Origin of the sequence: Pseudarthrobacter sp. MM222 (assembly GCF_947090775.1) — a bacterium.
GTDB lineage: Bacteria > Actinomycetota > Actinomycetes > Actinomycetales > Micrococcaceae > Arthrobacter.
In genome coordinates this window covers 592,673-608,526 of sequence record NZ_OX352321.1, presented here as the reverse complement: position 1 = coordinate 608,526, position 15,854 = coordinate 592,673, and the positions used below count along the sequence as shown (strand labels likewise).

The window sequence follows — 15,854 nt, the reverse complement described above, 5'->3', positions numbered from 1 at the left end:
CGGGCGAGGTCAGAGCCCCAAGACGTCGCGGGCAATCTCGTCGGCGTCGTGCAGGGTGCGCTGGCCGCTGCGATAGGCGGGGCCGTTCTTCTGCCGGGCCTCGGCCGCGATGGCTGTCCCCCATTGCGCGGCGGAGAGCTGCAGTCCGAGGACGTAGAGGCCCTCCGTCACGGACCCGTTGGAGCCCACCGGCCTGTACGGGTGCGGCGTGACGTCCAGGCCCGAGGTCTGTACCGGCACGCCCTCCACCGTCATCATCAGGCGGGGCCGTACCAGTCCTTCGCTGAGCAGTTGTTCCAGCAGCGGTGACTCGTTGATGGTGACCCGGTTGGCCGGGGCGAGCGCCTCAATCAGGGATCGGGCCACCACGGCCTCCCCCTGGGCGTCTCCGGAGCCGGTGCCGCCGGTGTCCGGGCCGGCGGCACCCCGTCCGCTTGGGCGGCCGCCCACCCACGGTGAGGCGGCGGTGAAGGTCCGCGCTTTGCGGTCCACGCCGAACTTCGGGTCCGGTCCCACGAACCGGACGACGCCGGCCCGCACCAGGGCTGCCAGCTGTTCGGCGCGCAGCGCGGGCGGCCCGCTTGCCAGCCCTTCGACGAAGGATTCGAACCAGCCGCGGAGCCCGGCCACCCACGACTCGTCCGTGATCCCGCCGTCCGCCACCGCCGTCTTGAGCACCGCGCGGCCGTGGTGCAGGGCGCCAATGGTCATCTTCACCGGGTCGTCCTCGCCGAGCGCGGATCGCCGGGCATCGTCGAGGAGGTACTCCACGACGGCGGCGTCCAGCTCCGCACGGGAGCCGAATGACCGCCCGGCCAGCGGCGCCGCCAGACCCAGCAAGTTCAGCCGGTGGGCCGGCCGGACATGCGCCTCAATCTCGGCGTCCACCGCGTCCTCCCACTTTGCAGCGCTGTGCGCATGGGGGCGCAGGGATTCCTCCAATGCCAGAAGGAACGAATCGGGATCGGTGCGGATGGCGCCCGGCTGCGAGCGCGCGAGCGTCGAGTAGTAGGCCCAGATGGCGTCGCGGTGCAGCAGGGGCCAGAGATCATGGTCGAAGGCGGGCTGGATCCCCGCCCCCGCGAACCGGGCCAGCGCGCTTTCGGTGCAGTACCGCAGCGTCACGGCCGTGGGGTAATACCCGGCGAGTGCGGCCTTGGCCCGGTACGGAGTGCCGCGGCGGGAGGCCGCGATGATGAGGGGTTCACGGCCGGAGGGCTGATAATTCAGGCCATTTTCCCCGGCCGCGAAGGTGCCCCCGCGGCCTTCGGTGAGCTGGCCCATGACGTCGAAGAAGTTCAGGCCCATGCCGCGCACCAGCACCGGTTCGGCCGCCGGCACCCGGGACCAGTCGACGTCCGCCGGCGCGGCCGGGGGCAGGTACAGCAGCCCCAGCTCCTCGGCGGCGGCCTTGAGCTCCCGCTGTTCCGGGTTGAGCCTGGACTCGAGGTGGCCCAGGGCCAGCACCACGGAGTCCACGGTCAGCACCCCACCGCCCTCGAGCCCGACGTCGAACCGTCCGCGCGCGTGCCCGCCGCCCCCGAGCCCCGTGCCAGCGCCGGACCCGGTGGCGGCCCCGGGTGCGGCCCCGGGTGCGGTGTCACCCTCGGGTTCGGCGCCGCTGGCGGGTCCAGCGCCCGCGGCCGCTTGCCGGACCGAGACCGCCGTCGTTTCGTGAAATTCCACCGAGACGCCGGCGGGCAGCCGGGAGAGCAGTTCGTCGAGCGTGGAACGCAGGTAGCGGCCGTACAGGGCACGGCTGGGGAAGTCCGCGGCGCCGAGCTCCGCGAGTTCGGCGCGTTCCGCGGCGGTGAGCGAAGGATGGGGCCGCCGGCGCTGCAGTTCGCGCCAGCGGTCGAAGGTGTCCCCGGCCAGCGGGGAGGCCAGCTCCGGGTCCTCGGGGATAAGCGTCGGGTAAAACGACTGCGTGTTCATCAGGTACAGGCGGGACTGGCCGGGCTGCCACACATGGCCCGGGCCCGCGGGGTAGGGATCGATCACATCGATCTGCAGGGTGGCGTCCGGGCCGGCCGGAGCCCAGTTCGCGAGCAGCCGCTCCAGCACACTTGTGCCCCGGGGACCGGCGCCTATCAGTGCCGTCCGGATGCTCTGCGATATGACCACGGCATCCAGCGTATCGGCAACCGGCATGCCGCTTTACCGACGGTCGCCGACGGACGCTTGACTTGCTAGCGGCGCGAAGATGTTGCTTGGATGGAAAAATGACCACCACCGAAGCTGCTCACCCGCCCGCGTCCGGCCACCCTTCCGGACCCGTCGGCGGTGGAGGCACCGCCCCTGAACCCATCGATGAGAACATCTGGCTCGAGGAGATTCACGGCGAGCAACAAATGGCCTGGGTCCGAGAACAGAACGCCCGGACCGAGGACCTGCTCGAGGACGCGCAGTACGCGGAACTCGAGGGCAGCATCCTGGAAGTGTTGGACTCGACCGACCGGATAGCGATGGTCGGCAAGCACGGCGACTGGTACTACAACTTCTGGAAAGACCGGGACAACCCTAAGGGCCTGTGGCGCCGGACCAGCTGGGAGAGCTACCGCGGCGGATCACCGGAGTGGGACATCCTCCTGGACGTGGACGCCCTGGCCGCGTCCGAGGGCGAGGAATGGGTTTTCCACGGCGCCAACTTCCTCCGGCCGGGAAGCGGCGAGCCGCACCGGCGGGCCCTGCTGGCCCTCTCCCCCGACGGCGGCGACGCCAACCGCTACCGCGAGTTCGACGTCGAGTCCCGCAGCTTCGTGGACCCCGCCGCCGGCGGCTTCGACCTGCCCACGGCCAAGGGCAATGCCTCCTGGCTCGACGCGGACACCCTGCTGGTGGCCACGACGGCCGAGGGGCTGCCCAGCACCACCTCCTCCTACGCCCGGACCGGGGTGAAACTGCACCGCGGCGGCTCCCTAGCTACCGCGGAGCGTGTGTTCGAGATACCCGAGGACCACATGATGGCGCTCGTCGCCCACGACTCCACGCCCGGCTTCGAGCGGACCTTCGCCGTGGACTGGATCAGCTTCTTCGAGCGGAACACCTCGGTGCTGCGGAACGGCAGCTGGGTGCGGCTCGATGTCCCGGCGGACGTGAACCTGAGCTCGCACCGCGAGTGGCTGCTGTTCCGGCCGCAGAAGGACTGGACTGTCGACGGGAAGGTGTTCCCGGCAGGGTCCCTGCTTGCGGCCGGATTCGAGGACTTCCTGGCCGGCAGCCGGGATCTTGCTGTGCTTTTCAGCCCCGACGCCCACACGTCGTTGCAGTCCTGGAGCTGGACGCGGGACTTCCTGTTGCTGAACCTGCTCCGTGACGTGTCCTCGGAGATCCGGGTGCTGGACCCGATGCGCCGGGGCACGGACGCCGCTTGGGCCTCGACCGTTCTGGATGCCTGCCCGCCGCTGCACGACGTCAACGCTTACGCCGTCGACGACGAAGACGAAACCGGCGACTCCGACGACGACGGCACGGACGGCGGTACCGGCAGCGCTCCGGTGGCGGAGGGCGAAGCCCCTGGCGCCGGGAACGACTTCTGGCTCGTGGCCACCGGGTTCACCACGCCCAGCACCCTCACCCGGGGGACGCTGAAGCGGGCGGGAACCGCCGAGGACGGCCCGGGTGTGGTCAGCTCGCACGAGGTGATCCGCTCCTCGCCGTCGTTCTTCAACGAGGAGGCCTATGAGGTTCAGCAGCACTTTGCCGTCTCCAAGGACGGCACCCGGGTGCCGTACTTCCAGGTGGCATCCAAGGACCTGGTGCTCGACGGCCAGAACCCGACCCAGCTTTCCGGCTACGGCGGCTTCGAGATTTCCCGGACCCCGGCCTACAGCGGCGCAGTCGGCCGCGCCTGGCTGGAACGGCGCACCGAGGAGTCCTTCGGCGCCGAGGGGGACGGGCCGCACACGCGCGGCGGCGTCTACGTCGTGGCCAACATCCGTGGCGGCGGGGAATACGGTCCGTCCTGGCACCGCGCCGCGCTGCAGGAGAACCGCCACCGGGCCTACGAGGACTTCGCCGCGGTGGCCCTGGACCTGATCTCCCGCGGCGTCACCTCCCGGGAGCGCCTCGGCTGCGTGGGGGGCTCCAACGGTGGTCTGCTGGTGGGCAATATGCTCACCCAGTACCCGGACCTGTTCGGAGCCGTGTCCTGCGGAGTGCCGCTGCTGGACATGCGCCGGTACACCAAACTCTCCGCCGGATACTCCTGGATCGCTGAATACGGCGACCCCGACGTGCCCGAACAGTGGGACTTCATCAAGACCTTCTCGCCGTACCACCTGCTCAAGGACGGCGTGGAGTACCCGGAAACGTTCATCTGGACCGCCACCTCGGACGACCGCGTCGGGCCCGTGCAGGCCCGGAAGATGGCCGCCCGGATGCAGGCCATGGGAATTCCCAATGTCTGGTTCCATGAAGCCCTGGAAGGCGGTCACGCGGGGGCCTCGGACAACCGGCAGGCGGCGGCGCTGCAGAGCCGCAGCCAGCATTTCCTGTGGCGGGCTCTGGCGGGCAGCGGAGCCTGAGCGCGGGGGCGATCGGCCCGGCCGGAGCCGTTTTGCACTGCATGCCCCCTTCTGCGTATCCTTGGTTGGCTAGTTACTAGCAATTGGAGACGTGCCAGAGCGGCCGAATGGGCTTCACTGCTAATGAAGTGTGGGGCACAACTCCACCGGGGGTTCAAATCCCCCCGTCTCCGCGTTCGGCCCCGGTCCCTGGACCGGGGCCTTTTGCGTACCCGGAGCGCTCCGGGACTCCGCCAGGACCCTCCGCCGTCCCGTCCGGGTGCCGGACACCTGAGGCCAACCCGCGGCCCGGATGGCAGGATGGGCCCATGTCGAGCAACAACGCGTTTGACGCGATCATCGTAGGCGGCGGCCACAACGGCCTGGCCGCGGCAGCGTACCTGGCCAAGGCCGGCCGGAACGTCCTGCTGCTGGAAAAGCTTGAGCATGCCGGCGGCGCCGCGGTGTCTGCCCAGGCGTTCGACGGCGTCGACGCCCGGCTCTCGCGCTACTCCTACCTCGTCAGCCTCCTGCCCCAGCAGGTCATCGACGAGCTTGGCCTGCGCATCGAACTGGCCCGGCGGCGGTATTCCTCCTACACCCCGGACCCGCACGACGCCGGCCGCGCGCTGCTGATCGACAACGAAGATGCCGCCGCGACTGCCGCGTCCTTTGCCGCCGCAGGCGCCCCGGCCGGGGAATTCGAGGCCTTCAACGACTTCTACGCCCGTTGCCGCACACTCACCGAAGCCCTCTGGCCGACCATGACCGCGCCCCTGCGGACCAGATCCGAGGCCCGCGCGCTGGCCGTCCAAGCCGGCGCGGAGGAAGCATGGGACGCCATGATCGAGCGGCCGATCGGGACCGTGATCGCCAAGGAGCTCCAGCACGACCTGGTCCGCGGCGTGGTGCTGACTGACGCCCTGATCGGAACCTTTGCCCGGGCCGGCGATGAGGATTTGCAGCAGAACATCTGCTTCCTTTACCACCTGATCGGCGGCGGAACTGGCGACTGGGACGTGCCCGTCGGCGGGATGGGCGCGGTCTCCGGGGAGCTGGAGCGCGCTGCCCGGGACGCCGGAGCAACGATCCTGACCGCGGCCGAAGTCACCGCTGTCCGTCCGGGCGGGTCGGTCAGCTACCGCCACGACGGCGTCGAGCATAACGCCACGGCCCGATGGGTCCTCGCCAACGTGGCCCCAGTGGTGCTGGACCGGCTCAGGGCGTCCGGCAGCACCGGCGCCGCCGCGGCGCCCGCTACCCGGAACCCGAACCATCTCCGTGAGGGCGCCCAGGTCAAGGTCAACCTGCTGCTCAGTCGACTCCCCCGGCTGCTGGACGGGAACGTCAGCCCGGAAGCGGCCTTCGGCGGAACGTTCCACATCAACGAGACCTGGCCACAGCTCGACGCCGCCTACCTCACCGCGGCTTCCGGGATGGTTCCGGACCCGCTGCCGTGCGAGATCTACTGCCATTCCCTCACCGACCCGAGCATCCTGTCCCCGGAGCTCCAGGCGGCCGGCGCACAGACCCTCACTGTGTTCGGCCTGCACGTCCCGGACCGGCTGATCACCGAAGAGAACAATGAGGAGCGGCGCGCTGAACTGCAGGCCGCCGTGTTGAAGTCGCTGAACTCTGTGCTGGCCGAACCGGTGGAGGAGCTGCTGCTGGCCGGCCCCGACGGACAGCCCTGCATCGAAACGAAGACCACCCTGGACATCGAACGCGCCGTCGGGATGCCGCGGGGCAACATCTTCCACGGCGGGCTTGACTGGCCCTTCGTGGAGGACGGACAACCCCTGGGCACCCCGGCGCAGCGCTGGGGCGTCGCGACGGACGATCCCCGGATCCTGCTCTGCGGGTCCGGCGCCCGGCGCGGCGGTGCGGTCTCCGCCATCGGCGGGCACAACGCGGCCATGGCGGTGCTGGAGTCCGGTGTGGCCGAGTCCGGTCCGGCCAAGTCCGCTTTGGCCGAGTCGGGTGTGGCCGAGTCCGAGCCGTCGGAATCCGGCCGTGCCTCCTAGGGCGGAGCCCGGCGCCACATCGGAGCCTGCATGAGCGAGTCCCCGCCGCCTTCCGGCCCACCCGCGGAGAGTCCAGCAGGCAATCCTGCGGACAAATGGAGTCCCCGCCTGGCCCTCCTGGTCGCAGCGACGTTTTTTATGGAGTTCCTGGACGGTACCGTCCTGACCACCGCGATCCCCAGCATCGCGGCTGACTTTTCGGTCCCGTCAGCGGACGTCAACATCACCATGACCGCCTACCTGATGACGGTGGCGATGGGCATCCCGCTCAGCAGCTGGCTGGCCGAGCACATCGGAGCGCGCCGTGTGTTCTGCCTTGCCATCGCCACGTTCACGGTGGCCTCGCTGATGTGCGCGCTGAGCCCGGACCTGATCATGCTGACCCTGAGCCGGGTGCTGCAGGGAGCCGGTGGGGCCATGATGGTCCCCGTGGGCACCCTCGTAGTGCTCCGCGGAACAGCCAAAAAAGATCTGCTCCGCGCGACGGCCTATCTGGTGTGGCCCGGGCTGCTGGCACCAGTCCTCGCCCCCTTGGTGGGAGGCGCCCTCACGACGTTCCTGTCCTGGCACTGGATCTTCCTGATCAACCTCCCGCTGGGCCTCGCGGCGTTCCTCGCGGCGCTGCGGCTGGTCCCGGCCGCCCCGGGTGACCGCACGCGGCGCCTGGACTGGCGCGGGCTGTCCCTCACGACCCTGGGCGTAGGGTGCCTCGTGGTGGGCCTGGAGCTGGCCGGCGGCCACGACTCAGGCACCTCGGCCGCCCTCAGCATCACCGCAGGGCTGCTGTTCCTTGGCGCTGCAGCCTGGTGGCTGCTGCGGGCACGCTCGCCCTTGTTCGACCTGGGGGTCTTTGCCACCCGGACGTTCCGCGCCACGGCAACCGGCGGCTTCATTTACCGGCTGACCATCAGCGCCGTGCCCTTCCTGCTGCCACTGATGTTCCAGAACGGCTTCGGCTGGGATCCGCTGCGCGCCGGAGTCCTCGTGGCGGCGGTGTTCATAGGCAACATCGGGATCAAACCGGCCACCACCCCGCTCATCCGTCGCTTCGGCTTCAAACCCGTGTTGGTCTTCGCGTCCCTGGCCTCGGCGGCAACCTTTGCGCTGTGCGCCCTGCTCGACGCCGGTACTCCGGAACCGCTGATCTTCGCACTGCTCGTGGCCAGCGGGGCCTTCCGGTCCATCGGGTTCTCGGCCTACGCCTCGGTGCAGTACGCCGACGTCGTCCCCGCCCAGCTGCCGTCCGCCAACGCCGTTTCCGCGACGCTTGTCCAGCTCGCTGCGGCAGCGGGAATCGCGATCGGGGCCCTGCTGATCCGCGTCTTCGAGGTCAGCGGCCCGCTGCTGGGCGGGGCCGTCGATGCAGGCGGGGATCCGGTGGCACCGTACCGGGCGGCGTTCCTGGCGATAGCGGCGATCATGCTCCTGAGCACGCTGGACAGCCTGACGCTGCCCCGCCACGCCGGAGCTGAGGTCAGCCGGCCTGGCCAAGCACCAACGGCAGCACCGCCCCGGCGCCCGCGAGCCTAAGGGCTCGTCCGGCGACAGTCACGGTCCAGCGGCTGTCCACGAGGTCGTCTATGAGCATTACGCTCTGGCCCTGCAGCCCGGTGAGGGCCGCTTCCAGTTCCGGCCCCACCACGAGCCGGTCCCAGACGCCGGCGAGCCGGTACGCGCTGTTGCCGCCGCGCCCGCCCGTGGGGCCGCCGTGTTCGAGCTGCAGCTGGCCGAGGTAGGGGATCCGGCCGATCTCGGAGATGCCGCGGGCCAGCGAATCCACCAGCGCCGGCTTGCCCCGGGACGGGACACTGATGATCGCGGCCGGCCGGCCGGCGCCGCTCCATCCCGGCGTGCGGGCGTCTCCGGCTCCCCACTCCCGCAGGACCTGGACGCAGGCCTGCAGCATGCCCGGATCCACCGTGCGGTCCGGCGCCCCCGCGGCGAAGGCCTCACGCAGCGCGCCGCCCCAGCCAAGGTCCGTGAGACGAGCCAGCGCCCGCCCGCCGGCCACGCTTTCCTCCGGCTTGATCTTGCCCTTCACGCTCACGCCAAGGCGGTCCATGCCGCTGGGCCACTGCAGCCTCGGTTCCAGCGGCACGCCGGCGCGGCTAAGCGTCTGGCCCGCGGCTTCCGTGGCGGAGGCGGCAATGTCTGCCGGGAACCACTGCCCGGCGCAGTTGTCGCAGCGTCCGCAGGAGTGCGCGGTCTCGTCGTCGAGGACCGAGGTGATGTATTCCATCCGGCAGCCTGCGGTGTCCTGGTAGATGACCATGGAATCCTGCTCGTCCACCCGGGCCTCGGCAATCCGGCTGTACCGCTCGGCGTCATAGGTCCAGGGCTGGCCGGTGGAGCGCCAGCCGCCGCCCACGCGTTCCACGGCCCCGTCCACTGCCAGCACCTTCAGCAGCAGCTCCAGCGGTGTCCGGCGCAGGTCCACGCGGGCCTCGAGCGCCACGGTGGACACGGCGGTTCCCGCGTCCGCGAGCGCTGTCAGGACGGCGGCGGCCTTTTCCTCCGAAGGCATCGATGCGGTGGCGAAGTACTGCCAGATGTCGCGGTCCTCGGAGCCGGGCAGCAGCAGCACATCGGCGTTCGCGGCGCCACGGCCGGCACGGCCCACCTGCTGGTAGTAGGCCACCGGCGACGAAGGGGCACCCAAATGCACGACAAAGCCGAGGTCCGGCTTATCGAAGCCCATCCCGAGGGCGGAGGTGGCCACGAGGGCCTTGACCTGGTTGTCCTTGAGGAGCTGTTCCGCGCGTTCCCGGTCTGCGGGGTCCGTACGCCCGGTGTAGGCGAGCACCTCGTGCCCGGCTTCGGCGAGGAGGCGTGCCGTGTCCTCCGCAGCGGACACGGTGAGCGTATAGATGATGCCGCTGCCGGGCAGGTCCGACAGGTGCGTCAGCAGCCAGCCCAGCCGGTCGCGGGAGTCCGGCAGGCTCAGCACCCCCAGCCGCAGCGACTCCCGGCCCAGGGCGCCGCGGATGGTGAGCACCCCGGAGCCCAGCTGCTCTTCGATGTCGTGGACCACCCGGGAGTTGGCGGTGGCGGTGGTGGCCAGCACCGGCACGGAATCCGGCAGCTGCGTGATCAGGTCCGCTATGCGGCGGTAGTCCGGCCGGAAGTCATGGCCCCAGTCCGAGATGCAGTGCGCCTCGTCAATGACCAGGAGCCCGGTGCGGCGGATCAGCTCCGGCAGCTGGTTCTCGCGGAAGGACGGGTTGGTGAGCCGTTCCGGTGACACCAGCAGGACGTCAACCTCGTCCGCAGCCAGCTGCTCGCGGACCGTGTCCCATTCCAGCTGGTTGGCGGAGTTGATGGCGACGGCGCGTACACCGGCCCGGGCCGCGGCGGCCACCTGGTCGCGCATCAGGGCCAGCAGCGGGGACACGATCAGGGTGGGCCCGGCACCACGGCGCCGGAGCAGCAGGGACGAGACAAAGTACACGGCCGACTTTCCCCAGCCGGTGCGCTGCACGACGAGGGCCCGCCGGCCGCCGTCGACGAGGGCCTCAACCGCCTCAAACTGGCCGTCATGGAACTCCGCGGCCGGGTGCCCGACCAGCTCGCGCAGCACTTCCTGGGCCTGCTCCCGGGTCCCGGATACCCCGGCCGAACCGGAGGTGGAAGCACCGGCAGGAGCGGAGTTGGGGGCGGGAAGGACTGCAGCGTTCTGGTTATTGGCCATTGCTTCAGTATCCCAGCCTCCTCCGACAGCCACGAAGCCGGGGTGCGGAAAGGTGGACAAACCCGGCTGCTTGGCGCTGTCACTGCTCCCCCACAGGGTCCGTGGGCTTCCACGTAAGATAAGACGCGTGACTACGGACAATACGAAGACTTTTGACCTCTCGGCCTCCTTCAAGGCCTACGACGTGCGCGGCATTGTGGGCGAATCCATTACCGCCGAAATCGTCGAGGCTGTGGGCGCGGCGTTCGTAGACGTCCTGGACCTTGCAGGGCAGACGGTACTGGTGGGCGGCGACATGCGCCCGTCCTCCCCCGAGTTCAGCAAGGCCTTCGCCAACGGTGCCGCCACCCGCGGCGCCAACGTGCAGCTGCTGGACCTGATCTCCACCGACGAGCTCTACTACGCCTGCGGCTCCCTGGACGCAGCCGGCGCCGTGTTCACCGCAAGCCACAACCCGGCGGCCTACAACGGCATCAAGATGGCCAAGGCCGGCGCCGTGCCCATCTCCTCCGAAACCGGGCTCAAGGAGATCCAGGCCCTCGCGGAGGAATACCTCAACGCGGGCGCCATCCCGCAGGCCGCAAGCCGCGGCCTGATCGGCGTGCAGGACGTCCTCCGAGGCTATGCCGAATACCTGCGCAGCCTCGTGGACCTCCGCGGGTCACGCCCGCTGAAGGTTGTCGTTGACGCCGGCAACGGCATGGCCGGCCTGACCACTCCGGCCGTGCTCGGTGATGCCATGCTGCCCGAGCTGCCGCTGGAAATCGTCCCGCTGTACTTCGAGCTCGACGGCTCCTTCCCGAACCACCCCGCCAACCCGCTGGAACCGGAAAACCTGCGTGACCTGCAGGCCGCCGTCGTCGAACACGGCGCGGACATCGGCCTGGCCTTCGACGGCGACGCGGACCGCTGCTTCGTCATCGACGAGCGCGGTGAGACCGTCTCGCCGTCGGCCATCACCGGCATGGTGGCCCGCCGGGAGATCGCCCGCGCCCAGGGGCTGGGCGAGGTCAATCCAATCGTCATCCACAACCTCCTGACCTCCCGGGCCGTTCCCGAACTGGTGGAACGCCACGGCGGCAAAGCGGTCCGCACCCGCGTGGGCCATTCCTTCATCAAGGCCGTCATGGCCGCGGAGGGCGCCATCTTCGGCGGCGAGCACTCGGCCCACTTTTACTTCCGTGACTTCTGGAACGCGGACACCGGCATGCTGGCCGCCATGCATGTCCTGGCAGCCCTGGGTGAGCAGGACAGCCCGCTGTCCGAGCTGGGCCGCGAGTACGAGCCGTACGTGTCCTCCGGCGAAATCAACTCCGAAATCGAGGACAAGGCCGGCGCCGTGGAACTGGTCCGGCAGGACTTCGGGTCCGAGGACGTCGAGGTGGACTACCTGGACGGCAGCACGTTCATCGCCACGGACGGCAGCTACTGGTTCAACCTGCGGCCCTCCAACACGGAGCCGTTCCTGCGCCTGAACGTCGAAGCCACGGACCGGGGCACCATGGAACTCATCCGTGACCGCGTCCTGTCGCTGGTCCGGGGCTAGACGGCGATGGAGACTCCCGAAAGCGGCGTGCGGATCAGGGAAAACCAGGCCGATGCCCTGCAGCCGGCCGATCCCGCGGAAGACTCCTGGCGCGGATCCGTGCCGGAGGCCAGCGCAATCGACCTGGAGAACCTGCTTGGCACCGGAGTCGGTGCGGCCCAGGAACAGCTGGAGCGGAACGGCGGCTTTCTTCCCTTCGCCCTGGTGGTGGAGAACGACGGCGAGGTGCGGCTGGTTGCCGTGACTCCTGCCGACGCCGCGGAGGGCACCGACGCTGATTTCGACGCGGATTCGATGATCAGCGACCTCACCGAGCTGCTCAGGCAGCACCGGGACGAGTTCCGCGCCGCCGCCGTGGTCTGCGACATCACCCTGGTGGAAGAAGACTCGGACGCCATCCATGTGGCCGCCGAGCACCGGGACGGTTCCCTGTTCGCCGCGGTCCTGCCCTACGCCGCGAACGCGGAATCGCACGAGCTGGAGTTCGGCCTGCTGTCCGCGGATACGAACGAGGCCGCCGTCTGGGTGGACTAGACCGCCCGTAAGCTAGTGCCATGAAGATCAACGCCTTCGCGGATGTCAGCCTGCGCGCCATGATGGTGCTCGGAGCCGCTCCCGACGGCGGACTCCTCACCACCCAGAGCATCGCCGACGCAGTTGGAACGCCGTACAACCACGTCAGCAAGGCGGTCGCGAAGCTCCGCGAGCTGGGCCTGATCGAGATCGAGCGGGGCCGCCGCGGCGGGTCGAGGCTCAGCGGCGCCGGCCGCACCGCCACCGTGGGACAACTCCTGCGCCAGCTCGACACCCGGACCGATCTGGCCGATTGCGTCGCCGCGAAAGCCACCTGCCCGTTGGTCAACGAATGCCGGCTCCGGGCCGCCTTGTCCCGGGCCCGCGAGGCGTTCTACAGCGAACTCGACGGCATCGTCGTCGCGTCCCTGCCCCACGCGCGGCAGATGAACCCCGTGTTCCAGGCCATCGGGCTGCGCCCCGGGCTCTGAGCCGCAAGCCGGGCCGGCCGCCACGCCCGGGAGTCCCAGCGATTTGGACATGTTTTCTACGCCGTGTAGAACTGAGCTATAGATACTCGCATTTCAAATGCAAGTATTCAGCCGGTCCGGTTGAAGACGCCCGGGCCACTATCTCAGGAGTCAACATGCTCTCGGACAAGTCCTTCCCCGTCATCGAGGCCACTCTTCCGCTGGTGGGTTCCCGGATCGGGGACATCACGCCCAAGTTCTACGCCCGCCTCTTCGCAGCCCACCCCGAGTTGCTGGACGGGCTCTTCAGCCGCTCCAACCAGCGCTCCGGCAACCAGCAGCAGGCCCTGGCCGGGAGCATCGCCGCTTTCGCCAGCCACCTGGTCAGCAACCCCGGAACCCTCCCCGAAACCGTACTCGCCCGCATCGCACACCGGCATGCCTCCCTCGGCATCACCGAGCCGCAGTACCAGGTGGTCTACGAGCACCTCTTCGCCGCCATCGCCGAGGATCTGGCCGACGTCATCACTCCTGAAATCGCCGAGGCTTGGACCGAGGTGTACTGGCTCATGGCGGACGCGCTGATCAAGCTGGAGAAGGGCCTCTACGCCGCGCAGGCCAACGGCAAGATGTGGAGCCCCTGGCGCGTCGCCGCGAAGACCGCCGCCGGCACCGGTGCCATGACCTTCACGCTCGAACCCGCCGACGACACCCCTATTACGCCCGCGCTGCCGGGCCAGTATGTCAGCGTCAAGGTTCAGCTCCCGGACGGACTCCGCCAGGTCCGCCAGTACTCGCTCTCCGGTGACGCCGGCACCAGCCGCACTTTCACCACCAAGAAGGACGACGGCGGCGAGGTCTCGCCTGTACTGCACAACACGGTCCGGGTGGGCGACGTCCTCGAAGTGTCGAACCCCTACGGCGAAATCACCCTCAAGGACAGCGACGGCCCGGTGGTCCTGGCCTCCGCCGGTATCGGCTGCACGCCGACCGCCTCCATCCTGCGTTCCCTGGCCGCGTCCGGCTCGGAGCGCCAGGTCCTGGTGCTGCATGCGGAGAGCACCCTGGACAGCTGGGCCTTGCGTTCCCAGATGACGGACGACGTCGAACGCCTCAACGGCGCGGATCTGCTGCTCTGGCTGGAACAGCCGGTCGCCGGAACCAGGGCAGGCTACATGACGCTGCGCGAGGTGGACCTGCCGGCCAACGCCTCGCTGTACCTCTGCGGGCCGCTTCCGTTCATGAAGAGCATCCGCAATGAGGCCATCAACGCCGGCATCCCGGCCACCCGTATCCACTACGAGGTCTTCGGTCCGGACATCTGGCTCGCCAGCTAAAGTACACATCGATTGCTCCGCAACGGCCCTTTTGAGGGGCCAAAACGGCCCCTGCGGAGCAATCGATGAAAAAACGCAAATTCAGCCGGCGGGCGGAACCCCGGTGATCGCGTGGCCGAAGCGCAGCAGGTTGCCTGGGTCGTAGCTGGACTTTGCGGCCCTCATCCGTTCATAGACCGCCGGGGACCATGCCCGGGCACGGTCAGCCTCATCGCCCGGCTCGCCGTGGAAGTTGACCAGCGTGTACCCGGTCGAATAGGGAGCCATCGCGGCGAGGATGGCACGGATGGATTCGGTGACGGCCGGCAGCACCGGCGGCAGCTTGAACCCGAGGAGGAACAGCAGGAACGCCGCGTCGCGTCCGGACACGGCGTCCGGCAGGACCCCGCCGCGGGACAGCGCCCCACCGAGGGGCCTGATCTCGATCAGGAGCAACGGGCAGTCCGTACCGTCCCCGGCTAGCCTGAGCAACTCCCCTGCGGCCTCCTCGCCAAATTCCTTCAAGAGCGCGCCGCCGTCCGTGAACGGGAGCGGATCCGCCGGGTCCATGTGGATCTGGTCGACGTCCAGGTAGCTCATGGGTCCGGCCGTGTCCATCAAAGGGGATGAGACCGTGCGCATCGGAGCAAGCAGCGCATCGCCGTCCTCGCGGTTCCCGAGGAAGGCAAAACGCAGGTGGACCACGAACTGGCCCCGTAGCGGCGCGGGAACGAAGTCCATATCCGGAAGCCGCAGCAGGGAGATCGACGGCGAGGCGGCCTCAGGGAGCGTTGGCAGCCACTCGCGGAACGCGGCCAGGATGGCGGCCGCATCCGCGCCGGGGTAAATGATTCCCCCGCCATAGAACTCGCCCAGCGGAAACAGGTTGAACTCGAGCGCGGTGACGATGCCGAAGTTGCCCTTTCCTCCGCACATCAGCGCGAAGAGCTCGGCCTCGGCTTCGGCATCGATCCGGCGCAGGACGCCGTCGGCGGTGACGACCTCCATGCTGCGGACATGGTCCGCCGCGAAGCCGTGGGCGCGGCCCAGCACGGGCAGTCCGCCGCCGACCGTATATCCGACCACACCGACGTCGGTGCTCGAGCCGTGCAGTCCGATCAGCCCATGCGGGACGCTCGCCTCCAGGAGATGCCGCCATTTGACGCCGGCTCCGACCCGGGCGGTCCGTTCGACCGGATCGATCTGCAGCTCCTGCAGCCGCCGCGTGTTGATGAGCAGCCCGCCGTCGACCGCCGATTCCGCACCGTGCCCGGTGGACTGGACGGACACCGGTATCCGTCGTTCCGCCGCCCACTTCACGCCGGCGGCGACGTCCTGCGCGTCTGCGGCACCAAGCACGACGTCGGGGCGGTGGACCGTGGCGGCGTTGAACGCAAACGTCTCCTCGGCGAATTCTGGACTGTCAGGCACCGCCACGATGCCACCGACTGCCGCGGACAAGGCATGGATGTCGTCGTTGACCAGCATGATGAAACTCCTGAGCTCTCGCTTCTGCGAGCGGGTCTGGGGCACGGCGGCGTGCGCCTGGAATGCCCCCAGCACTCGCTCCAGTCGGCGGGCGGCCCGGCTGATGAATGCGGACGAGCCTAGAGCGCATCCTCGGACTCCGTCTAGGGACCAACGTCCCGAGTGGACTACCTTTTGACACCAGTGCGGCCCGGGATGACAGAGTACCCTGCGGTTCCAGGTCCCGGACACTGGCCCTGACGGCGAACTCCGATCCGCTCCTGTCCGCAATCGTCGCCCGCGGCAACGGGGCGTTGGGGCCGTT

10 protein-coding genes and 1 tRNA gene are annotated in these 15,854 nt (G+C 69.3%); 8 read left to right on the top strand and 3 right to left on the bottom strand.

Features of this window, described 5'->3' with window-relative positions; all coding sequences use genetic code 11:
• Window positions 1–9 precede the first annotated feature (9 nt).
• Window positions 10–2,151, bottom strand: a complete 2,142-nt coding sequence (locus OM977_RS02930) for an FAD/NAD(P)-binding protein (RefSeq protein ID WP_442960691.1) — start codon at window positions 2,149–2,151, stop codon at window positions 10–12.
• A 71-nt stretch (window positions 2,152–2,222) separates the two neighbouring features.
• Between OM977_RS02930 and OM977_RS02925 the strand changes: the two genes are divergently transcribed.
• From OM977_RS02925 to OM977_RS02910, 4 genes are all read left to right on the top strand, one after another.
• A complete protein-coding gene (locus OM977_RS02925; protein ID WP_264356060.1) occupies window positions 2,223–4,526 on the top strand; it encodes a prolyl oligopeptidase family serine peptidase in 2,304 nt (767 codons plus the stop codon).
• An 85-nt stretch (window positions 4,527–4,611) separates the two neighbouring features.
• Window positions 4,612–4,699: transfer RNA gene (locus OM977_RS02920), tRNA-Ser, on the top strand.
• 135 nt (window positions 4,700–4,834) lie between these two features.
• Window positions 4,835–6,529, top strand: a complete 1,695-nt coding sequence (locus OM977_RS02915) for a phytoene desaturase family protein (RefSeq protein ID WP_264356059.1) — start codon at window positions 4,835–4,837, stop codon at window positions 6,527–6,529.
• Window positions 6,530–6,559: 30 nt separating this feature from the next.
• Window positions 6,560–8,059 (top strand): MFS transporter, encoded by a 1,500-nt coding sequence (locus OM977_RS02910; RefSeq protein WP_264356058.1) that lies wholly within the window; start codon window positions 6,560–6,562, stop codon window positions 8,057–8,059.
• Here the strand turns inward: OM977_RS02910 and OM977_RS02905 are convergent.
• Window positions 8,004–10,217: a RecQ family ATP-dependent DNA helicase gene (locus OM977_RS02905; protein WP_264356057.1), complete on the bottom strand. Its 2,214-nt coding sequence runs from the start codon at window positions 10,215–10,217 to the stop codon at window positions 8,004–8,006. The genes OM977_RS02910 and OM977_RS02905 overlap by 56 nt on opposite strands.
• A gap of 127 nt (window positions 10,218–10,344) precedes the next feature.
• Between OM977_RS02905 and OM977_RS02900 the strand changes: the two genes are divergently transcribed.
• The 4 genes from OM977_RS02900 (at window position 10,345) to OM977_RS02885 (ending at window position 14,083) form a co-directional block, all read left to right on the top strand.
• Window positions 10,345–11,763, top strand: coding sequence for a phosphomannomutase/phosphoglucomutase (locus tag OM977_RS02900; protein WP_264356056.1), 1,419 nt, complete (start codon window positions 10,345–10,347; stop codon window positions 11,761–11,763).
• Window positions 11,764–11,769: 6 nt separating this feature from the next.
• The gene (locus OM977_RS02895) at window positions 11,770–12,297 is read left to right on the top strand and encodes a hypothetical protein (protein ID WP_264356055.1); all 528 of its coding nucleotides are present in this window, start codon (window positions 11,770–11,772) and stop codon (window positions 12,295–12,297) included.
• Window positions 12,298–12,317: 20 nt separating this feature from the next.
• Window positions 12,318–12,767, top strand: a complete 450-nt coding sequence (locus tag OM977_RS02890) for an RrF2 family transcriptional regulator (RefSeq protein WP_264356054.1) — start codon at window positions 12,318–12,320, stop codon at window positions 12,765–12,767.
• Between the two features lie 155 nt (window positions 12,768–12,922).
• Window positions 12,923–14,083 (top strand): globin domain-containing protein, encoded by a 1,161-nt coding sequence (locus tag OM977_RS02885; RefSeq protein ID WP_264356053.1) that lies wholly within the window; start codon window positions 12,923–12,925, stop codon window positions 14,081–14,083.
• Between the two features lie 81 nt (window positions 14,084–14,164).
• On the opposite strand, the gene OM977_RS02880 is transcribed toward OM977_RS02885, so the two are convergent.
• On the bottom strand, window positions 14,165–15,550 hold the full coding sequence (locus tag OM977_RS02880; protein ID WP_264356052.1) for an FAD-binding oxidoreductase: 1,386 nt from the start codon (window positions 15,548–15,550) through the stop codon (window positions 14,165–14,167).
• Between the last annotated feature and the right edge of the window lie 304 nt (window positions 15,551–15,854).